We start from the raw sequence: 20,805 nt of genomic DNA, 5'->3' as shown, positions 1-20,805 counted from the left end.
TTTTTAAATTTCCAAAAATTAATCAAAGGTAGTAACTTTTACTGCTATTGGTTCTATACCAGCATAAAACAAAAGAACTATCCGCACCTTATGAAGGTGCAGGATAGTTCTATAAGAAAACGGCACAAGTTGATTTCGAACGGCATAAATGACTGCCTGTGAACGGCTTTTTACATTCAGCTTTTTAAAAATCTTATTGATGTGAATTTTGAAGGTCAGCGCACGCCATAAGCCTTAATCAGAGTCTGTTCAACCTTGCTGCCGTTTGCATCCCATCCTTTGATGCGCAGTGACACGTAGCCGGATGCTGGATTTTTCACCGTCACAGTGTAGTGACCACCTTCGATTTTCTGCACCTTTGCAGTACTCCAAGTGTTGCCATCGTCAGTGGATACTTCAGCCTCAACCCCACGAATGTCTGGAGTAGCACCGGATTGAAGTACGAATGATAGATCGAAATGGTCGGTGATCCCACCTTTTGCCTTATTCTCCCCATCAAGCTTAAAGTCATATCTCGGCCACAATAATGCTAGGTCCTCTTTCCCATTCGCAGGTCGAGCGGACTTGAACGTGAACGTAATATCGCTTGTAGTAGACAGTGGTGACCACTTAGATTGCTTGGTGTCCATATAGACAGTGTACGTCGCTGGTTCAGGGCTAACATCCAACGGCCTTGAAGTCGAGAACCATTTATCTGCTTTAACAAGGTTCCCGTTCTGGAACAATTTCACATTCGAATCGTCGACTGGCAAGTAGAAATCACCCCAGTGGGTAGGTTCACTATCACCAAACTCATGATTTTGAATGAAAAATTTGTCTCCCTCGCGGTACGCATTCATGTACTGAGACTGACCGATTGCAGCACCCAACCAAGTCTGTTCACGTTTATCGCCCGGCAGATAGTTCCACATTGCATCACTCACGTGTTGGCCAATAGCAGTTATGACTGGATAGACCGTTTGAAGCCAACGCATTTTCTCCATTCTCGGGAACTTGCTGCCAGTAGAGTACCACTCTTCCCTATCTAGTGGAGTGTCGATCCATCTCACTACATTAGTGACCATAACCTCGTTCGGGCGAATAGGCGATGTCGTCTCGCCAACGTATTTACCTTTGGTGCCACGGTAATGGTTCATTACCACGGCAGAGTTTTCTGCCGTCACTTCTTCAACAGGTTCTGCAGGGATTACACCTGGCCAACTCAACTGGATGTTGTATACGTACGGGCTGTTGGCGATTCCCTTCAGTTTGATTAAGGTTGGGCCGTTCGCGATTCGGTTAAGAAATGCCGTTCCATCTTCCTGTCCAAGTGTATAGGCAGGGATGGCGATGTTATCAGCTATAAGTACGCTAGCAGCGTATATTCCTGTTCTGTCGTTAACGAGGACTACCGCTTCTGCACCTGCAGCTTGCAAAGCCTTAATCTGTTGGGCAGTAGTCTGATTTGCATCACGGGTGACAACCGCAAGCTTACCACTGATGTCCTTGCCGCTTATGTCCTCCGGTAATGCCTTACCTACGTTTACTGCTTTTAGGTTCCTAGTGCCGTCTAATCTAGGTACAAAGCCTACTGGTTCTAGTGGGATGGATCCGCCTAACCCGTCATATGATGCCTTGATGACAGGGGCATACCTGCGCTGGTCGAATTCAAACGAAAATGTTCCTTCATCAGCCTTCAATGGCTCTGTCGGCACTGCATAAACGTGATCCCAAATAGCGCTACTCGCTCCCAACATGTAGTCAACTGTGCCTTTGTCCATAGCTCTGCGGTAGCCGATATGCCATCCACCCTGCTCAGACTCCTTAGGCGTCGAGATCTTGACCTCCTTACCCAATCTGGCATCTAGAGTAATTGTCTTATCCTCCTTATACTTCAGCTCCAACAGAGGCTCACCAGCAAGGGTATAGTCCTGGGTTCTTATTCCGGTCTCGTCAAACGTTTTTATGACACCCATCACCGAATAACGCCCTGGTTGCAAAAGGAGGGTGGTGTCTGAACCACTTGTAGGGTAAATTTGCGTAATTTTCCCCGTATCGAGGTTGGCAGCAATGATTTCACCTATGCCCTTTTTTCCGTTTCGGTCAATCGTTTGAAGATTTACTCTAACTACTGGTTCAGTCTTAGTTGCACCAATAGTTGTGTTGATTGTTTGGTTGTCACTTGAAATAGCATTAACCACAACTTTATAATCCTGAACATTGCCAAGTGCTGGATTAAATGTCACTTTTACCTCACTGCTACCATGTGCTGGCACCGTGACCGTTGACTGATTCAGTGTGAACATTTCAGCAGGCGCTGCTACTAAATTTTCACCCGTTGCTGTCAAAGCAAGATTCAATGTCACATCCTGATCAGATGGGTTAACATATTTATAGGATTTTTCGACCGGCTTATCATCTACCATAGCAGGTCCCATACTGACGACTGCAGGACTGCTAAAGACGTTAGCATCTAAGGCTTTCACAACATCTACACGTCCGCCCCCCTGCTGATAGGGTGTATAGCGAGCATTCATTACACCTGTGCCAGCTAAAACCTGTTTGATCTGATCTCCCGTCCATTCCGGGTGTCTTTGTTTTAGAATGGCTGCAGCACCGGCAACATGTGGTGTAGCCATTGATGTACCGTTGGCCGAAGTGTAGTTATCATCGATTGGGGTACCCATGTTAGTGCCAGCAGTACGAGCCGCTATGATTCCTACTCCTGGTGCCGTAATCTCCGGTTTCACTCTATAATTATTGATAACCGGACCGCGGCTTGAGAAGGCAGCTAAAAATTCAGTTTGGGATTTATCAACTGCCCCAACCGTCAATGCTTTTTCTGCCGCCCCTGGCGATCCTAAAGTACTCTTCCTTGATCCTGCATTTCCTGCAGCAATGACAAACAATGTGTCACTAGTTTCGCTCAAATTGTTGACAGCTTGACTCATTGGATCCGTGCCATCGCTCGGAGTATTCGTACCAATGCTCATACTGACGATATCAGCCTTTTCCTGAACAGCCCATTGCATACCAGCGATGATTCCCGATTCAGTACCATCACCTTCATTACTAAGCACTTTCCCCACTAGAAGCTCTGCAGCTGGAGCTACCCCCTTATTTTTCCCGCCGGAAGCGGCGCCAGATCCCGCGATCGTCGAAGCAACATGCGTACCATGCCCGTGGTGATCGACAAAATCTTGACCCTCTATGAAGCTCTTTGCTTCTTTGACAATATATTCATTATTAGAATTTTTAAAATCAGGATGATTCGGATCGATTCCAGTGTCCAGGACAGCCACTTTCACACCTTTACCATCATATCCGGCACCCCATGCTGTAGGCGCCCCAATTTGTGGAACACTCTTGTCAAGTAAAGCATGTACCGGTTTGTCCAACCAAATCTTTTTAATACCTTCCGTTAGCTCAGGCTCAGGCTCAGGCTGAGCTTGCTTTGTATTTGCCTGTCCATCAACAGCATCCCAGAATTTCTTGGCGTGTTTTTTATTCGTTTTTACTGCGACGGCATTTACACTAGGAAGATCTACTGTTTTCATTGCTCCTGTAGTCACAGTTTCATCGACGGATTCGCTTACAGCTGCATCATTTCCAGATTCCTCTGTGACAATCAAAGGAATACTTGACTGATGAGAGTCATCGTAGCCATACTCAATCAATTTCGTTATGTTAAACAATTCCTCATCCATTTGGCCAGCTGCCAGAAATGGTGTCGCTTCATCGGGAATCAAATAAGTGTCACCATCAATAGTTTTTTGAGTAAATGAGACTGAAGTGCCGTCCTCACTAGGTACAAGTGTGCTCACTAGATTTCCGTCACTATATTTTTCTACCGTTACAACGTCACCGGTGACAAGGGTAATCTTGTGCATATCGACTTCTCGGGAATTCTCCTTCGGCTGAGGCGCCTGAATAGTAGGCGTTTCGGCGTTGGTATCATCAGCAAATGAATCCACCGTACTTGTTCCCAAAAGCACTGCAGTAGTCAAGCATGCAGCCATTACATTAATGATTTTTTTCTTCCTTCTTTTCCCCATCAAAACTCTCTCCCAACTAAATTAGTAAATTAATGTATTTGTAAAAATGTGAAGATTTCGTACTGGTGACTTTCTTGCAAAATAATTAATTGAATGGTCTTTTCAAAACTTTTTCATCATGAATAATTTAAAAGATATTAAGCTGCTTCTTTCATTTCATACATCTGTTTGTGAATACGATATGGCCGGCATCCTTTCCAATACACGAATAATAAGAGAGTAGATCATAGCTTCATAATTTAGTTTCAGTACCGCCACGATCGGTCTTTTTGAAACAGTTAGAACGAAAGGCGTAACATCAATCATTTCAAAAATCCAACCGCATTTTTCATTTGGTGAGTGAGGTAAATATGAATCATGTTATAAGCCGCTGTGGTCACTACTTTTAAAGCCTTCATTTTTCTTTTTTTCATAAACTTATTTCTACAGTAAATATTAATAAACGCCTTGCACCGAATATTTAGTACGGTTAGACATATATCCCCCCTTATTTGTTCTTACAATATGAAGCTATAATTCTATTTTATTTTCTTCTATTCCGACTTTTCTGAAAATTAAACAAAGGATGTAATTTTTCGAGCTAAAGGTTATAGACCAATAATACAAAAGGTTTATTCCTTGCCGTCTCAAGCAAATTCGAAAAGCAAATGCTAAATTCATTAAAAACATACAGCTAAGGTTTTAGAAGAATATTCCTATCAGCCTCACAAACAATCAAGCTGGCAAATCTATAAACTTGCCATATTCTTTAATAAATGCTAACTCCGCTTTTTCTCTTTCTTCATCTCTTCAATCGAGGTGAAGGAAGTCCATTAATCGCTGGGCGCTGGGGCTAGACGTTGAGAAACTAATCTTCAAAGTTATCCACAATGCGAAAATCTATAATTTCCTAACGATGAAAAAGAGAGAAACGCTTGCGTTCCTCTCCTTTTTACTTCTATTGTTTCGGCTCAAAACCAACCAGGCTCAGGAAGTATTCCAATCCTTTATTGCCGATGGTTTCTTTAGGTTTCCTGTTTGCTGGCGCATCCGGCCCCTTCGTTAAAAAAAGAGGTAAACAGATTCCTAATAGAATCTGTTCTTATGCAGCCATTCCAAATAGATTATACATTTCTAAATGCTGTATATAATTTTTTAAGAGACGGTAAACATATCCTTTGCTATAGGTGTTTTTACACCTTCCTCTTTACCAACTAAGTTTACCAAGACGATATACTCACCAGGTTCTACACGTTTTCCATCACATTTATAGTCCCAAGTTCCTTCCCATTTCCGGGCTTCACCAGGAGCAAAATTCACATATTCAATAGCTTGTGTAAAAAATCTGTCTTTAGAGTATCGATACACTTCTTTTCCCTCTGGATTAAGCACGTGAATATCGTATTGTTGACCGGTTCTAAAGATAAAAATCTTTTCAGAATCAGTATTATTTAGTAACGTAATGATAAACTTTACACTTTCTGAATTTTCCCAAGCATGAACAGACAATTTAACTTCTTTAATTTCCAAGTTTCCTGACACCTCTTTCGTCTTAAATAATGAAACTTAAATTTGCACCCCAAGCTATAAATCCAAAGTTTTTAACCCATTCCCCCATTTTTTTCTCCAATGTCACGAACAAAAGTTTGATACCAAACGAAAGTTAGGTTTTCCATATTGAGTTTGTTCTTTAAGAAAACGGTACAAGTTGATTTCGAACGGCATAAATGACTGCCTGTGAACGGCTTTTTACATTCAGCTTTTTGAAAATCTTGTTGATGTGAATTTTAACGGTCTTATCACTGATAAATAAGGCTTCAGCAATTTCTTTGTTACTAAGACCTTTGACCAACTCAAACAGTATCTCTTTTTCACGCTCAGTTAGCATATTTTCATTTGATTCAGATTTCGTTTGTTGGTGATGATAGGTTATCAGCTTTTTGGTCATGCGAGGATGAATCACAGAATCTCCTTGTGATACCATTCGAATCGCTGCTACTACTTGTTCAGATGATGAATCTTTCAATAAATAGCCATCCGCACCAGCCTTTAGCGCCTCCATCAAGTATTCATCATGTTCATACATCGTCAGAACGAGAACGCGGCAATCCGGATACTGACTTTTCACGAGTGACGTAACCTCAATTCCATTTTTCCCAGGGAGATTGATGTCCATCAAAATACAATCAGGTTTACACTCCTCTACTTTCTCCAATACCTCATCCCCGGAAACGGCTTCTCCTGCAACTTGGATGTCAGTTTCGAGATCCAGTATACTCCGAATTCCATCACGCAAAACCGTATGATCATCCACTAGTAATATGCGAATCATGATAATCCTCCCTTGTTTCTGAGTTTGGAATTAACAATATAATTTCTGTACCTTTTCCTGGTGAACTATCAATCTGAAGGGTAGCACCCAGCTGTTCAGCTTGTTCATTCATCTGCAATATACCATAATGAGGCTCATGCTTTGTTTTAATCATGGATTCAAAAAGGGAAAAGCCAACCCCGTTGTCTTTCACTTTTAAAAGCACATGTTCACGTTGATAACTTAGGAGAATGTCAACTTCGTCCGCTTTCGCATGCTTTACAATATTCTGCAAGCTTTCCTGTAAAGTATCGAAGATGACTCGTTCTTTTGTAAAACTGAGTGTTCGTGAACGGCCCCTTTCATGATATTTAATCTCTAGATCATATTCTTGTTTTATCGATTGAATTTTATTTGCTATTGCTTGTTTTAGCCCTAGCCTTTGAGTAGGATATGGCTTTAAAGCATAGATAGAATAGCGAACTTCCCCTAAACCCTTCCGTAATTTTTTTATGCTTTTGTCTACCACTTCTTGCATGTTTCCTGATTGATCTGCAGACTGCCTCAAAGCAGATTCAAGTTGAAATATGACCCCGGCTAATACTTGTGCGATTCCATCGTGAATTTCCCTGGCAAGTCGATTTCTTTCTTCCAGAATCATCCGTTTTTCCTGTTCGGCGACGAGCGAACGTGTTTTAAGCAAACTGCCCAATTGATTGGCAAAAGTAGATAAGGACTGTATATCTTCGGTAATAAAACTCGCTCCCCTGCTTTTGCCTGCAACAAATATCCCTACCAATTCATGATTTACCTTAAGGGGCAGATAGACAAGGGAACGGATGGCATCTTCAAATACTTCATCTCCCGGAGCCATACCTGTTTTCCAATCAGAAACAACAAAGGTTTCGGATAGCTCTTCAAAATTCGGATGGAGATCAGAGGGGCTTGAACGATTGGAATGAACTTTTCCATCTTTTAGCAGAATCATCCAGTTTCCTTCATCTTTTGTCCATAAAGCATACGCCTGTATTCCCAAGAATCCTTTAAGTGATTGTTTCATCTGATGTAAGTTTCCGGCCGACAGCCCGTGACTTAACTCCGTCGTAATGGTAAAAAGGTTATATAATCGTTCTTTTTCAATCCGTATTTGCCGAATGAAGGAGCTGAGGATGCAGATTGCTACAAGCGGGAAAAAGAAGAACAGAACGGTAACTCCACCCAATTCTCCGCGATATCGGTGTTCTAAAATATATATAAGGGATGCGTAACATAAACAAAAACTTGCACTCAATAATAGTAATATATTTTTCTTGTACCACTGTCCTAGTGAATATGGCTGAGGAAGAAGCACCATTAAAAAATCATATAAAAGGGTGTTGATCAGGCAAAAAAATACAGTAAATAAAAGCAAGCTTATTAATTCTTCATATAAAACTGGAGGGTTCAACTCGTTAATAAAAAAAGAAATACATTCATTGGAAAACCATTCTGCCAAAATGATGCTAAAAGCAAATTGGGTGCAATTAAATAGTGTCCTTTGCATTGGCAAGCGGCGAAGGGTATGAGTAAATACCATTGCACATACACAAGCAACAACTGTTACATGTATACCAAACTCCCAATTCATTGGATAAATAAGCGTAAGGCTGAGTGTAATCCCTCCTCTTCCAATTCGGATCGGAAAATACTCAGTAATCCCCATAAACACAGCTAACAGCAAAAGGATTATCGGTTCAGAAGGCATCTCACTTTTAAATATGGAAAAGATAATAGCAATTACACCAAGAAAGGAAATAGAATAAATATAAAAACTCGCTATTCGTTCCCTCCTAGTAATAGAGTCTACCCTTTTCAAAACTGCACCTCCCTTTATTTCAAAGAATCTATTATCCATTATTATCTAATAAAAAACCGGCACTGGCAAAATGGAAAAATATCCACTAGCCAATCACCGGCTGCATGCTCATCCAAAAATGGAAAGCTACTATTATAGTATAATGCCTATTTCTTTATTTGCCTGCTCATCAAATGTTATAATTTGTAAGTACCTTTTGCTTTAGATGTATAGTACAAAAGATATAGACAGAATCCCATTAAGCTAAGGGGTTCTTTAAGAATGCTGGAGACTGCTTATTATTTTAGTTTTTGACTCACGAAACCTATAGATTCGTTTCTAAGCAACTTGATAATTGGAGGATTCTACTAGATGAAATCTGAAAGTATATCAAAACATTTCCAAACATTAACTCGGCAAAGAGATCCAATCATGCTCAAAATACAATCACTGCCACAAGAAAAACTATGGTATCGAAAAGAAGAGGGAAAATGGTCTATAGGAGAGCATATATATCACTTATATTTAATTATAAGAATGCTTAAAGTTGCTACCAAATTTTCCTTAATACTTATTCCATATGCCAAAATAAAAAGAAACACACCATATGCAACTGAAATACATGATATTTATGCTGAATTTAAAGAGAAAAAAGGAAGAGGGATGAAAGCTCCTTGGATTTTAGTCCCCCCCAAAAAAATACGCTTCTCTATGGATGGGATAGAATTAGAGCAGCTCCTGTTAAACGAAACAAATGATATGAAAGCATTAGTTAAAAAAATTGATGAAGATATTGCCGGACACATTGTGTTTTTAGATCCATTAGCTAAGTATCCTAACCTAATTCAGGCTATTCAACTACTGGCTATACATGAAAAACACCATTTTATAATTATTGAAAATAACTATAGAATGGTGTTTGAATCTAGTATGAAAATTTAAGTTACTTTTTATTTTCCATAGAATTATAGGGAGGGTTCTTATGTTCCGAAATTTTCAAACGAACTAAGAACCTTCTAATTTTACAAAGAATCTATTATCACCATTAAGTGTTTCCACAGTATTTATAGCCCAATTCCTGGCCGATAGTTAAGGAAGTTTTCGAATGCAAACCCCCTCACTTCTTCCTCCTTAAAATGCTTTAACAGTTCATTAATGAGATTTTGACTCATAGAGGCATCTTCTAAATTCGTAACAAAGGTAGAGATTCCGTCGAAATCAGAACCAAAGCCAATTTGTTTCACCCCTCCTAATGAACAAAAATGATCAATATGGTTCACAAGATTGGAAATGGCAGCCTCGCCAGATTCTTTTACAAACGGAGGATAGTAAACAACATGAATCTGACCGCCTTTGGCAAACATCGCTTTTGCCTGTTCATCCGTTAGGTTTCGCGGATGATTGCATAATGCCCGCGCATTGGAGTGACTTGCAATCGGATACTTGGCTAATTCAATGACTTCCCAAATCCCTTTATCACTTAAATGGGACACATCTGTTAGGATTTGATGCTCGTTATTAAACTCAACAATCTCTTTTCCAAACAGCGTCAATCCCCCCCCACGAGGCTCGCCGGCACCGTCTGCTGCAAGATTCGCTTGGTTCCAGGTCAGACCAACGGAGCGAACCCCCAGCTGATAGAGAATATGGAGCTTCGCTAAATCATTGCCGATGGCGTCAACACCTTCCAGCGTTAACATTGCACCAATCTGACCAATTTTAAGCCGATCAAAATCAGACCATTCCTTAATATGAACTATGTCCGGATTTTTCCCAAGCACTTCCTTATAAAAATAATCGATTTGCTCGAGAGCAACTTGAAATTTTTGATCGCCCTTAATATATGGTTCTATAAAAATCGCAAAGCATTGTACCTTGATTTTACCTTGTTGTAACCGTTTTTTATTTGTATGTAATTCGGGTGAATCCGAAAATCGTAATGCCCCGTTCGCTTCTTGGAGCTTCAGCAAGGCGTCACAATGAAGGTCGATGATATTCATATTTAAAAAACCCCTTTTTATTAAATTTTACCATAATAAAGGGACTTGGTGAAAAAATTACCTAGCCCCATGATAGTTACTAATTAAAGTTGTTCTGCCATTTCTTTTACCTTCGGCAGCACTTTATCCCAAATGTCGGCACTCGCATCTCTGTATTTTTCTCCATCCGTCATTGCAGAGAAATCTCCCTGTAAAATATGAAGTTTCATCTTTCCATTTTCCTCAGACAATTTAAAGGTGATGCCGTCCTCTTCCGTAACCGGCGGCCTTTCCGGGCTTCGAACATCAAATACGGTAAAGCGAAGTAGTTTATATTGCTGGACAGCAGTTACATTCCCTTCAACGATCACTGTATCGTCCTGCCCCTTCCAAAATACGGGACTTCCAAGTTCCCAAGTCGATTCGAGGTGAAACTGCGGACCGCCGCTTGAAAACTCCAGCGCCCATTGTTTATTATACTCACTAATTGTAATAACGTCCCATACCTTCGAAGCCGGTGCATCGATTTCAATCGTTTTGTCTACAAAAAGTTTGTTCCTCATATGTACCTCCCACTTTAATACCTTAATGATAAAAGTTATTCCCATTATATCTTAAGGAAAAACATCACAACAATTTAATTAGCCTATCTTAAGCGCAACTACTAGTAATGTCTTTTCTGACTTACCGAATGAAGAAGAGCAAAGTCGACTAGCGGCTGGCTGATCCTCGAAAAAGCTAACGTTTCCCCTTTGAGCGAGGTATCGTTTCCGAAGGTTACTCTTGTGGAGCTGGACAATTCTTAAAGTCGAAATTTCGTCTCTATTAAAAAAATATCCCCTCGCCATTTGTTCAGAGGGGAATGTATACTTATTCTAGTTATTTGTACTAATTGCACCTTTCTTTTCTCGGAAGAGCACATGCTCAAGCAATAAACAAAATATTAATCCGACGAGCAGTCCATTGGCGACGATGTTCCGCAGCCATGGTGCAACACTTTCAAATGCTTCAGTGGGCATAAACATCATGCCAATTCCGACCATTAACGATAGTCCAATCACGAGTAAATTTCGCGATGACGGTTTCTGCCCCATAAGATCGCGAATCCCAAAGCCCATCATTTGTGAAAAAGGAATAAATAAGGAAGCATAGGCAACCTCTAATGGCAGCGTGGATAAAAATTCAGCGATATAGGGGAAAAATCCAGCAGCCATAATTAAGACCGCACCGATGACAAGCGGTCGTATCTTTTTAATTCCTGTTGTCGTAATAAACCCCGCCGAAACGGACAAAGGAACAACCCCGACCACTGAAAATAAACCGGAAACGAACAAGGTGATCCCGTTTCCTAATATACCCTTTTGATATTGTTTTGGCTTTACTTCTTTTTCCAAAGCGATTCCCACAACTAAAATGCCCGCAATCACGTTCGAAATAAGAACTACCGATGTAATAATGGATGTTAGTACAATCCCGACATCAAATTTTGGGGTACCCCAGTCTAATAATTGGGGTACCATAAACCAGCTTGTTGGCTCATAGGTCTTTCCAAGGTGAATTAACCCAAAGAAATGAAACAGCGACCAGCCAGCAACAATACCGATGAACGGTCCCATGCTCTTCCATATTCCATTTGCTTTTAAGGAAATTAATAAAATAATGACAATTTCAGTGAAACAAATCAATGCAATTTTCCCATTTAACTGGCCTGTCGCAGTGATTCCAAGCATACTTTTAAAAAATGAGCCGCTAAGCTGAGCAACCAAGAGAATCAAATATACACCTGTTACAATCGGCGTAAATAGATTACGAACTTTTTCAATAATCGGTAAAAATCCTAAAATGGCTAAAAATATACCAGCGATGATAAGTCCCATTTCTAATTGCTGCAGTAAAAGCCCCTGCTCACTTGGAGCACTCATCGTGCCAAGCAAAATAAAGATTGCCCACCACATCCCTGCTGCCCCTTCGACAACAGGCAGGCGATGGCCAATAAATAGTTGGATTAACGTTGCAGCACCTGAAACAAATAACATTCGCTGCATAAAAGTTGAAATATCTGCAGGAGACATATGAAAGGCCGCTCCAACTACAACCGGCACAGCGATGATATTCGTTAGCATAAAGACAGCCCATTGAATGCCCTGAACCCCTGACAAAAAGCCGTTTTCTTTTCTAGTTAAGTCATTCATTCATAAAACACCTTCTTTTTTATAGAACAACTGATTCCTGCTTTTCCACTTTTTTATTATAAAACCGATCGAGAAAATGTCCATTCGTCGAGGCAAGCACCTGTTGAAAAAGCATTCCTAAAACCACAGGCACAGCAACCGCTGCCGGAAAAAAGGATACTGCTAGAACCGCACCGGCACTGATATTTCTCATTCCACCTGAAAAAGTCAGAGTAATAACCGTGTCTCGATCCCGTTTCATCAACCTCCCTAAAAGGAAGGAAAACAAGTACCCCGTCAAGGCGATGAAAAAAACAGTTAACGTAATACCGACAAGTTTCAGATTGACATTTTTCAAATAGGGTGCAACAACTGATCCGTTGAGCATGACGACAATGCCGATGCTCATTTTTGAAAAAGGAGCTAGACGTGTGCCTAGTTGGTCATTAATTTTCCCCTTTGTTGCCTGGTTTAACAACATACCGATTACAGAAGGGATGACAATCATGCCTAATAACCCTTTCATTATATTAATGAAGTCCAGTTCAACCCTTTGACCGACAAATAACGAAAGTGAAAATGGAACAAGGATTTGCGAAAGTAATGTATCTATTAAGATAATTGATAAGACCAAGGGAATGTTACCTTTGTAGATCGAAACCCAAATGAAGCTTGTGATGCCTGTTGGGATAACCATGCCTAATATAAGCCCGGTAATCGTGTAAACATCACCAGAAAAGGCGATATGACCGACTCCCCAAGCCCAAAGAGGCATCAGGGCATGCAGGATCAACATCGCCAAGAAAATAGGAAACGGATGGATCATGACCTCCTTTAATGATTGGAAATTAGAACTTAAGCTTCCGGCGAAGGTCATAAAAGCAAATATCCAAGGGATTAAGAAGGAAAAATCCTTCAAATAGGCACTGAGCAGCACACCTATTACCACACTAACCGGAGTGATAAGGGGCATGATTTTTTCTAGTTGCTTATTTAACTTTTGCAGCATGTCAGGTTTCTCCCTATCAATCTTCCAGTGAATTCTTATATGCCTTCCACGCCGTAAGACCTCCATCCAATACAGTCACATGATAATCGTAAGTATCTAGGATGGCGGCACATTTAGATGCAGAATTACCAGTTGTGCAGGTCACGATGATTTCTTGATCTTTCGGTAAGGATAGCTGAGCATCTTGTTTCTCGTCCAGTTGAAAAATATTAGTTTTTGGAAGATTACGGCTTTCCTTTATGTGAAATTCATTGAATTTTTCTTCCGCCCGGACATCCAGTAGAAGTACCTTTTCACCACTTTTCAGTCTTTCATGGAGTTCTTTCGGTGTGATTTTTTTGTATGTCATTTTGTGCACCTCCATTACAAAGAATAACACAATTATAATTAAAGGAACGATAAAATACTTCGGAAATCGAAAAAAATATCGAATTGGAATTTTTGATCAATAAATTAATGTCTCGGTGCCCAGAGCATGACCGAAACACCAATTAAACAAATAAAGGCACCAACCCAATCGTATGTATCAGGTGTCTTTTTATCAACTACCCATCCCCACAATACTGCGAGAATAATAAAAACTCCCCCATATGCAGCATAAACCCGTCCAAAGCTCGGGAAATTTTGAAGTGTTGGAATAATTCCATATAAAATTAAGATGATTCCTCCTAGTATTCCATACCATAATGGCTTATCTTCCCTCAGCCACAGCCATACCAAGTAACCTCCGCCAATTTCGGCTAATCCGGCAAATATAAACAATATGATTGCTTGCAGCATCGTAATCACTCACCTTATTCCTAAATTTAACAAATACCGCTAAAAACGGCCAAGCTCTTATTCATTTCAAAGGCTCAGTCGCCAATAACTTCTATGGACTGTCAACTAACCATTGAGATATCCTTTTTCAATTAAAACACCAAATGATGCACAATGGAATCTAAAAGGCAAAATACTTTTTTTGTATCCTTGCATTGCTGTAGGAATTCCTTTATTCAACGAATTCAAGCAGTTCATCTCTAAAATACTTCTTAAGTCTTAGATAAAAATAAATCTCCGGTACATGGAGGAAAGGTGAAGGATTTCTTAACCTATATATAGAAGGAGTATGAAGGAAAAGGGGATGTTACAAATGAAGAGAATATTGATTTTGTTATTAGTGGTTACCGGATTATATATAGTGTTTAATCAAGCCTATCGCTTCGATATATTTGGTGCCGGCAGTGACGGTAATAAAGATGGGCAAGCAGCCATTTCAAATGATATCAAGATAATTAAAGTAGATGTTTCAAGTGTCAGTACTACAATTATTCCTGAGGATCGGCCCAATTTAAAAGCAGTTTATAACGGGAAGCAAATATTAAAAGTTTCTGAAAATGGGGATACAGTCGAGGTTTCACTAAAAAGCAAGGGGTTTAATTGGTTCAATTGGTCATCGTTTTCGGAAAAATCCAAGCTAAAAATCTACATTCCAGAAGATTATAATCGGAATATGATTATTGATTTAGGCTCAGGAAATTTGAATTTTTCCGGACAGTCTAAAGAGAAGCCGATGAACTTAGATGAATTAACCGTTGATATTGGTTCTGGGAACATGAATTTCAGAAATTTAATCGTTAAACAATGGACTCAAGACGTAGGTTCCGGAAATGTGAAGATCGATTCTTTCAAAACGAATTTAGGCACAATTGACCTTAGTTCCGGTAACCTTGATATCAAACACTATATTGGTGCAATTGAAGCTGATGTTTCATCGGGAGAGTTAAATATTCAAATGGATAAGTTAGCAGATTCGGTTAAATTAGATGTAAGCTCAGGGGATGTGGGACTTGATTTACCTGATAACGCTGATTTTACTCTTAATAGTGATGTGAGCAGCGGCAACATTTCATGTGATTTTCCATTGACCACAAAAGAGCATAATAAGCACAGTATTCAGGGCAAACATGGCTCTGGCAAGTATAAAATCGACCTAGATGTTTCTAGTGGTGATATCCGGATACATTAATGCTAAAAAGCGCTTGGATTTCCAAAATCCAAGCGCTTTTTTTGAGAGAAAGTTTAAATTTCGACTTTGAGAATAGAAAATCATTTCGGTGATTTGTATCAGTTTCTGTTTAAAACTCTAAGTAACCAATAATTCCTAAATATCATATCGTATACTGTCTTTTGTTATTCCTTATGGAAGGAGAGTGAAGCATGTCATATAACCCTTATCATTATCCAGTTATTCACCAGATGCCGCCCTATCCAGCAAATATGGTAAACTATCCAATTCCCCGTACGTATCCGGCTGTGGATCCTAAAATATTTGAAGGTTCGGTTAAGTCATTTCACCAATTAATGGCCCAAGCAAGTATGTTACTAAACCGATTAGGTAATGTTGCGTTTTCTAGAAAATTGATGAGTGCTGCCCAGCAAGGAAAACAAGCCGAAGTGGACAAAATGATTAAATCTATTGGTCTAAGAGTCCCGGTAGCAACCAAGTTTAATCCTACCGATGTGCATTTCATTCTGACAACACCACCAACCCCGTACAATCCAATTAATTGCTGCACCTTAACTGTGGGGCTGAAATGGAGTCAATAAACCGATTAGTAACTTGCATTTCACTGACAAACATGTAATAAAAAATACCTGATGACTTTGAAATTTGATGAAGTCATCAGGTATTTTTTATGCATATCTTTCTTCGACTTAATCTGCGTATGGTAAGTTAAAGCTATAGTTCACAGAAGCATTCTTTAGAAAGAACGCTACGAAATGATCAAGTACATTTTAATAATAGAATTATAGGTATCGATGCTTTTAAAACACCTACCTCTATTTTTAATAATCGGTAAGGTGTACAATGGGAATGATATTTTAATAAGTTAATAAGATAAAGGAGTATTTCAGCTTGGAAGAACAAACTAACAAGTTTCAGGAACAATCGTTATTCAGTATTTCTTGGCCGCTTCTTATTGAGCTGGCCCTTCATATGGGTATTGGGATTATTGCTACGTTCATGTTGAGTCATTACTCTGATGCCGCAGCAGCTGGAGTTGGCGTAGCAAACCAGCTACTAAACATTTTTATTTTAGTCTTTACTGTTACTTCGATTGGTGCAACCGTTTTGATTAGCCAAAACCTCGGAGCCGGACGCTTGAAAAACGCAAGACAGCTGTCACGCTCTGTGTTTGGACTGAATTTCTGGTTTGGCATAGTGGTGGCGGTGATCGTTTTCCTCTTTGGAGAACAGCTTTTACATTTTTTCGACATTCAGGGAAAAGTATACGAATACGGACTTACATTTGTTCGGATATGCGGAATCTCTCTCTTTTTCGAATCCATCTCACTCGCATTAAGTGCCATCCTCCGCAGTCACGGATATACAAAAGAATCGATGGTTGTGACCGTGGTCATGGATTTCATCAGTATTGGCGGTAATATCATAGCCATTTCAGGGATTTTTGGTTTACCGATTACAGGTGTAACCGGTGTATCATGGGCGATTGTTATCGCACGGGCATATGCCGTCTGTGCACTAATCTACCTAGTTTATAACAGACTTTCTTTAAAACTGACTTTCAGTGATATTTTCAAAGCAAAAAAGGAAGATATCAAAGGACTGCTGGCAATTGGAATTCCATCAGCGGGTGAAAATCTTTCTTATCAACTCTCCCAGCTGATCATTACGAGCTTTGTTGTTTCCATGGGCACAGCTTCTCTTGCCGCCCGTGTCTATATTTTAAATATTAACATGATCTGTTTTTTGTTTACGCTGGCGATTGCCCAAGGAACGCAGCTTTTGGTGGCTCGTTACATTGGCGCTAGACAATTTGATAAGGCGCTAAGGCGCGGCATTCGCACACTAAAGATATCAATGATTGCCTCTCTGCTTACATCGTTAATTATGGCCATGATTGGCTCACCATTATTAGAGGCATTTACAAAAGACCAGGGCATTATTGCCGTTGGTCTACCCGTATTATGGGCGATTGTTTTTGTCGAACCTGGCAGAGCTATGAATATCGTTTTGATGAGTTCTCTGAAGTCAGCGGGTGATGTCCGCTTTCCAGTCATTATTGGAATACTTTCGATGTGGGGCATTGCTGTTTCTCTTAGTTATCTGTTCGGGGTTCATTATGGATTAGGACTATTAGGCATTTGGCTTGCTCAAGGAGCTGATGAATGGCTGCGGGGCTGCTTTGCCTTAAGAAGATGGCTCATGAAACCATGGGAAAGAAAAGTCCATATGACTGTTTGAGAAAAAAACTCGCCGATTACGAGCCCCTAGGGTCAAGACAGAGGTGTAGTTGCACTTATGCCTGCTAGGAAAGTAATATTTACTATCGGCAAAAAAGTGGTACACCAAATTATATAGTGATACCACTTTTTCTAGTTCTTTTTAAAAGATATTCTTCCATTTGACATGCTGGGATAGGCTTGCTAAACAGGTTCCCTTGACCAATCTTACACTTATTTTTCTTTAAAAAGGCAAGTTGTTCATCTGTTTCAATCCCCTCCGCAATTACGGTAAAATTAAAATTCACCCCCATATCAATTATCGTTTTTACCATAATGCCTTGATTTGAATGGTAAAGAATATCATCAACAAAGGATTTATCAATTTTAATTTTATCGATTGGAAGATGCTTCAAATAACTCAACGAGGAATAGCCTGTTCCAAAATCATCGATAGAAAGCAGTACCCCGCGTTTTTTTAGTTTATTTAGGATAATCGTTGAATTCTCTAGGTTTTGCATAATACTTTCAGTAATTTCTAATTCTAATTGGTTCGCCTGAAGTCCCACTTCTTCCAATAGGGTTGAAATATATTCGATAAGATGTTCATCCTCAAATTGGCGTACAGAAACATTTACGGCAATAGGAACATCACAAAGACCGGCAGTTTCCCAAGTTTTTCTTTGTTTGCTTGCTTCCCATATTACCCATTTACCAATCGGAACAATCAGCCCTGTTTCCTCTGCCAATGGAATGAATTCAGAAGGTGCAATAAATCCATGCTCAGGATGCTGCCAACGAATTAATGCCTCTATTCCAACTAGTTCCCCTGTTTCTAGGGATACCTGTGGTTGATAATGAAGTGTGAATTGATTCTGTTCCAGTGCTTTCCTTAAACCATTTTCCAGCTCCATTTTCCGAATCGATAACCCATTTAAATTGGAAGAATAGAAACAGAAGTTATTTTTCCCACGTTCTTTGGCTTGGTACATTGCCGTATCTGCATTCTTTAATAAAGTTTCCTCATCTTTTCCATCATTAGGATAAAGGCTGATTCCAATACTAGGAGTGACAAAAAATTCTTGGCAGTACACTTCAATTGGCTCAGAAAATTCATTTAGAATACGCTGAGCAACAACACTTGCTCTTTCTTTATCAATATCTTCTAGTAAAATGATAAATTCGTCCCCGCCCTGCCTTGAGACAAACCCTTCATTTTGAACAGCCATTTCTAACCTGTCCGCTACTTTTTGGAGAATCATATCTCCAACGGTATGCCCCTTTGTATCATTAATAATCTTAAATCTATCTAAATCTAAAAATAAAACAGCCAATATCTTATTTTCTTGTTGTCTATTTAACACTTCGTTAAGATAATTCCTAAAGCGATTTCGATTTGGTAAACCTGTCAACGAATCGTGATAGGCCATTTTTTGGATAGTTTTTTCTGCAATTTTTCGTTCAGTAATATCCCTGCCAACCACCTGGACAGCAAATCTGCCTTCATAAAAGATAGGAGCAGAAGCCATTTCTACATCAATTGTCTCTCCATTCAGTTGTTTAACCTGAAATTCGAGTCTAAATCTTTTTTCTTGCTGTTGGGCTCCCCTATTTTTAAACGCTTCAACAATTTCTTCAGGTACAAATTTCAACGGAGATTGTCCAGTTAATTCTTCCGGATTGCTGGCCCCGACTAGCTTACAGCCTGCTTCATTAATATATTCGATTTTATCATTGCTGACGACTGCAATAATATCAGGTGACATTTCTACTAAACTACGATACCTGTCTTCGCTTTCTTTACGATCCGTTATATCAAATAAAACACTATTAAAGTCGACAAAGTTTCCGTTACTATCGAGCGTTGGAAAACCCCTGTCCTGTATCCAACGAACCTCTCCGTCAAGCCGCACAATCCGATACTCACTCGTAACGGTTTCTCCTTTGGCTAACCTCGCTGCTCTTTCAGATAAAAAAGATATGTCTTCTGGATAAATTACCTTTTTCCATAGATCGAGATCCTGATAAAAATCTTTATAAGTATACCCATATAATTTTTCAATTCCTGAGGTAATTAACAAGGTGTCGGATTTTAAATCATGTGACCAGATAGCAACATCGAGGGTATCAAATATATTTTTCAATTTTAGTTTGCTTTGCCTAAGCTCTTCATATTTTTTTCTTACCCTCTTTATCGTAACAATCAGAAGGGGTAAAGTCCCGATAACAATGATTATAGAAGAATATTTAATAGCAGGAAAAAGACTTGAAGCAGTAAAATCTAGTAGTTCTGTAAAAACAATCAAACTAAAAATGAGTATCCAAATACGTTGAAGGTTTAATTTTTTGGGTTTCCCCATATTTGTTTTCTCCCTTATTCAATTTTGTTAATCTCACGAAAAATAAAAATTATTTTGTATCTTAAAAATAACAAAATTTTACCTATTTCACAATCAAAGGCTTAGACGAATGTAAACGATTGCATTGTTTTTTCTGACTATGATTTAATTTTTCAAATAATTGATGTGCATTGCTCAATCCCTGTTATATATTTCAAAAAATACAACAGAATAAGACAGTCATACTTTTGTCAAAACATTTCGAACAAACTTTGAACTTATCACTATAGTCATGTTTTTTATATAAAAATCTAATATATTGGAAGTAGAAAGAAACAAATAATTAAAAGAAAGGCGGAATGCATTATGTTTAATAAATTTTTGAGAGAAAACAAAATCTCTGCCGTCCTCTTAACAGTCATACGTTTATACCTTGGATATTCTTGGTTTACAGCAGGATTACACAAAATAACAGGTGGATTTGACGCAACTGGATTTTTAAAAGGTGTTACGGCAAACCCGGTTAAAGGGCCAGACGGTGCCGTTGTATATGGCTGGTATGTTGAATTCTTAAAAGGATTTGCCTTACCAAATGTTGATCTCTTTAACTTCATCGTCCCTTGGGGTGAATTATTAATAGGCTTAGGATTACTCTTAGGCTGCTTAACAACTGCCGCAATGTTCTTTGGCTTAGTAATGAACTTTAGCTTCTTCCTAGCAGGTACTGTATCTCACAACCCAACAGACATCTTCCTTGGCTTTATCATCTTAGCTGCAGGATATAATGCTGGAAGAATCGGTTTAGACAGATGGGTAGTTCCTTTCATCAGAAAAATGAGTAAAAAAGGTGTTGGCAACGAGACACCAAAAGCGGCTGCTTAACTTAGCTGTTAAAGAAAATCCACCGATTGGCGAGCCCCAA

At 39.4% G+C, this 20,805-nt stretch carries 17 protein-coding genes and 1 pseudogene; 5 read left to right on the top strand and 13 right to left on the bottom strand.

What is annotated here, in order from left to right; genetic code table 11:
• Positions 1–114 precede the first annotated feature (114 nt).
• From QNH20_RS05280 to QNH20_RS05255, 6 genes and pseudogenes are all read right to left on the bottom strand, one after another.
• Positions 115–216: pseudogene (locus QNH20_RS05280) on the bottom strand (LuxR C-terminal-related transcriptional regulator); the annotation flags it as partial.
• A complete protein-coding gene (locus tag QNH20_RS05275; RefSeq protein ID WP_283921860.1) occupies positions 216–4,034 on the bottom strand; it encodes a S8 family serine peptidase in 3,819 nt (1,272 codons plus the stop codon). The pseudogene QNH20_RS05280 and the gene QNH20_RS05275, both read right to left, overlap by 1 nt.
• 156 nt (positions 4,035–4,190) lie before the next feature.
• Positions 4,191–4,340 (bottom strand): hypothetical protein, encoded by a 150-nt coding sequence (locus QNH20_RS05270; RefSeq protein WP_283921859.1) that lies wholly within the window; start codon positions 4,338–4,340, stop codon positions 4,191–4,193.
• A gap of 828 nt (positions 4,341–5,168) precedes the next feature.
• The gene (locus QNH20_RS05265; RefSeq protein WP_283921858.1) at positions 5,169–5,543 is read right to left on the bottom strand and encodes a BsuPI-related putative proteinase inhibitor; all 375 of its coding nucleotides are present in this window, start codon (positions 5,541–5,543) and stop codon (positions 5,169–5,171) included.
• A gap of 160 nt (positions 5,544–5,703) precedes the next feature.
• Positions 5,704–6,345 (bottom strand): response regulator, encoded by a 642-nt coding sequence (locus QNH20_RS05260; RefSeq protein WP_283921857.1) that lies wholly within the window; start codon positions 6,343–6,345, stop codon positions 5,704–5,706.
• Positions 6,320–8,179: a GAF domain-containing sensor histidine kinase gene (locus QNH20_RS05255; RefSeq protein WP_283921856.1), complete on the bottom strand. Its 1,860-nt coding sequence runs from the start codon at positions 8,177–8,179 to the stop codon at positions 6,320–6,322. The genes QNH20_RS05260 and QNH20_RS05255 overlap by 26 nt, the downstream gene beginning before the upstream one ends.
• 351 nt (positions 8,180–8,530) lie before the next feature.
• Between QNH20_RS05255 and QNH20_RS05250 the strand changes: the two genes are divergently transcribed.
• The gene (locus QNH20_RS05250; protein ID WP_283921855.1) at positions 8,531–9,100 is read left to right on the top strand and encodes a DinB family protein; all 570 of its coding nucleotides are present in this window, start codon (positions 8,531–8,533) and stop codon (positions 9,098–9,100) included.
• Between the two features lie 122 nt (positions 9,101–9,222).
• Here QNH20_RS05250 and QNH20_RS05245 read toward each other — a convergent pair whose 3' ends face one another.
• The 6 genes from QNH20_RS05245 to QNH20_RS05220 form a co-directional block, all read right to left on the bottom strand.
• On the bottom strand, positions 9,223–10,158 hold the full coding sequence (locus QNH20_RS05245) for a dipeptidase (RefSeq protein WP_283921854.1): 936 nt from the start codon (positions 10,156–10,158) through the stop codon (positions 9,223–9,225).
• A gap of 83 nt (positions 10,159–10,241) precedes the next feature.
• Positions 10,242–10,700, bottom strand: coding sequence for an SRPBCC family protein (locus QNH20_RS05240; RefSeq protein ID WP_283921853.1), 459 nt, complete (start codon positions 10,698–10,700; stop codon positions 10,242–10,244).
• 312 nt (positions 10,701–11,012) lie between these two features.
• Positions 11,013–12,329 (bottom strand): purine/pyrimidine permease, encoded by a 1,317-nt coding sequence (locus QNH20_RS05235; RefSeq protein WP_283921852.1) that lies wholly within the window; start codon positions 12,327–12,329, stop codon positions 11,013–11,015.
• A gap of 19 nt (positions 12,330–12,348) precedes the next feature.
• On the bottom strand, positions 12,349–13,317 hold the full coding sequence (locus QNH20_RS05230) for a bile acid:sodium symporter family protein (protein WP_283921851.1): 969 nt from the start codon (positions 13,315–13,317) through the stop codon (positions 12,349–12,351).
• Between the two features lie 16 nt (positions 13,318–13,333).
• Positions 13,334–13,666, bottom strand: a complete 333-nt coding sequence (locus tag QNH20_RS05225) for a rhodanese-like domain-containing protein (protein ID WP_283921850.1) — start codon at positions 13,664–13,666, stop codon at positions 13,334–13,336.
• 104 nt (positions 13,667–13,770) lie between these two features.
• Positions 13,771–14,097 (bottom strand): YnfA family protein, encoded by a 327-nt coding sequence (locus QNH20_RS05220; RefSeq protein ID WP_283921849.1) that lies wholly within the window; start codon positions 14,095–14,097, stop codon positions 13,771–13,773.
• Between the two features lie 352 nt (positions 14,098–14,449).
• Here QNH20_RS05220 and liaG point away from each other — a divergent pair, with 352 nt between their 5' ends.
• The 3 genes from liaG to QNH20_RS05205 all read left to right on the top strand — a co-directional run bounded on the left by liaG (position 14,450) and on the right by QNH20_RS05205 (position 17,566).
• Positions 14,450–15,325 carry a LiaG family protein gene (gene liaG / locus QNH20_RS05215; RefSeq protein ID WP_283921848.1) on the top strand — a complete coding sequence of 292 codons (876 nt, stop codon included), beginning with the start codon at positions 14,450–14,452 and terminating at the stop codon, positions 15,323–15,325.
• A gap of 191 nt (positions 15,326–15,516) precedes the next feature.
• Positions 15,517–15,906 carry a YuzC family spore coat inner layer protein gene (locus QNH20_RS05210; RefSeq protein ID WP_283921847.1) on the top strand — a complete coding sequence of 130 codons (390 nt, stop codon included), beginning with the start codon at positions 15,517–15,519 and terminating at the stop codon, positions 15,904–15,906.
• Positions 15,907–16,216: 310 nt separating this feature from the next.
• A complete protein-coding gene (locus QNH20_RS05205; protein WP_283921846.1) occupies positions 16,217–17,566 on the top strand; it encodes an MATE family efflux transporter in 1,350 nt (449 codons plus the stop codon).
• A gap of 109 nt (positions 17,567–17,675) precedes the next feature.
• On the opposite strand, the gene QNH20_RS05200 is transcribed toward QNH20_RS05205, so the two are convergent.
• Positions 17,676–19,904 (bottom strand): putative bifunctional diguanylate cyclase/phosphodiesterase, encoded by a 2,229-nt coding sequence (locus QNH20_RS05200; protein ID WP_283921845.1) that lies wholly within the window; start codon positions 19,902–19,904, stop codon positions 17,676–17,678.
• 345 nt (positions 19,905–20,249) lie between these two features.
• On the opposite strand from QNH20_RS05200, the gene QNH20_RS05195 reads away from it, so the two are divergent.
• Entirely contained in the window at positions 20,250–20,765 is a 516-nt protein-coding gene (locus tag QNH20_RS05195) for a DoxX family membrane protein (RefSeq protein ID WP_283921844.1), read from the top strand.
• The last annotated feature ends 40 nt before the right edge of the window (positions 20,766–20,805 follow it).

The organism is Neobacillus sp. WH10 (genome assembly GCF_030123405.1).
Classification (GTDB): domain Bacteria; phylum Bacillota; class Bacilli; order Bacillales; family Cytobacillaceae; genus Neobacillus.
This window is presented reverse-complemented; position numbering and strand designations above follow the sequence as displayed.

Excerpts from the sequence above, each read along its gene's own strand:
- QNH20_RS05225 (WP_283921850.1), bottom strand. The coding sequence starts at position 13,666 with ATGACATACAAAAAAATCACACCGAAAGAACTCCATGAAAGACTGAAA.
- QNH20_RS05230 (WP_283921851.1), bottom strand. The coding sequence starts at position 13,317 with ATGCTGCAAAAGTTAAATAAGCAACTAGAAAAAATCATGCCCCTTATC.
- QNH20_RS05195 (WP_283921844.1), top strand. The coding sequence starts at position 20,250 with ATGTTTAATAAATTTTTGAGAGAAAACAAAATCTCTGCCGTCCTCTTA.
- QNH20_RS05245 (WP_283921854.1), bottom strand. The coding sequence starts at position 10,158 with ATGAATATCATCGACCTTCATTGTGACGCCTTGCTGAAGCTCCAAGAA.
- QNH20_RS05220 (WP_283921849.1), bottom strand. The coding sequence starts at position 14,097 with ATGCTGCAAGCAATCATATTGTTTATATTTGCCGGATTAGCCGAAATT.
- QNH20_RS05240 (WP_283921853.1), bottom strand. The coding sequence starts at position 10,700 with ATGAGGAACAAACTTTTTGTAGACAAAACGATTGAAATCGATGCACCG.
- QNH20_RS05235 (WP_283921852.1), bottom strand. The coding sequence starts at position 12,329 with ATGAATGACTTAACTAGAAAAGAAAACGGCTTTTTGTCAGGGGTTCAG.
- QNH20_RS05210 (WP_283921847.1), top strand. The coding sequence starts at position 15,517 with ATGTCATATAACCCTTATCATTATCCAGTTATTCACCAGATGCCGCCC.
- QNH20_RS05250 (WP_283921855.1), top strand. The coding sequence starts at position 8,531 with ATGAAATCTGAAAGTATATCAAAACATTTCCAAACATTAACTCGGCAA.
- QNH20_RS05260 (WP_283921857.1), bottom strand. The coding sequence starts at position 6,345 with ATGATTCGCATATTACTAGTGGATGATCATACGGTTTTGCGTGATGGA.
- liaG (WP_283921848.1), top strand. The coding sequence starts at position 14,450 with ATGAAGAGAATATTGATTTTGTTATTAGTGGTTACCGGATTATATATA.
- QNH20_RS05270 (WP_283921859.1), bottom strand. The coding sequence starts at position 4,340 with ATGATTGATGTTACGCCTTTCGTTCTAACTGTTTCAAAAAGACCGATC.
- QNH20_RS05200 (WP_283921845.1), bottom strand. The coding sequence starts at position 19,904 with ATGGGGAAACCCAAAAAATTAAACCTTCAACGTATTTGGATACTCATT.
- QNH20_RS05275 (WP_283921860.1), bottom strand. The coding sequence starts at position 4,034 with ATGGGGAAAAGAAGGAAGAAAAAAATCATTAATGTAATGGCTGCATGC.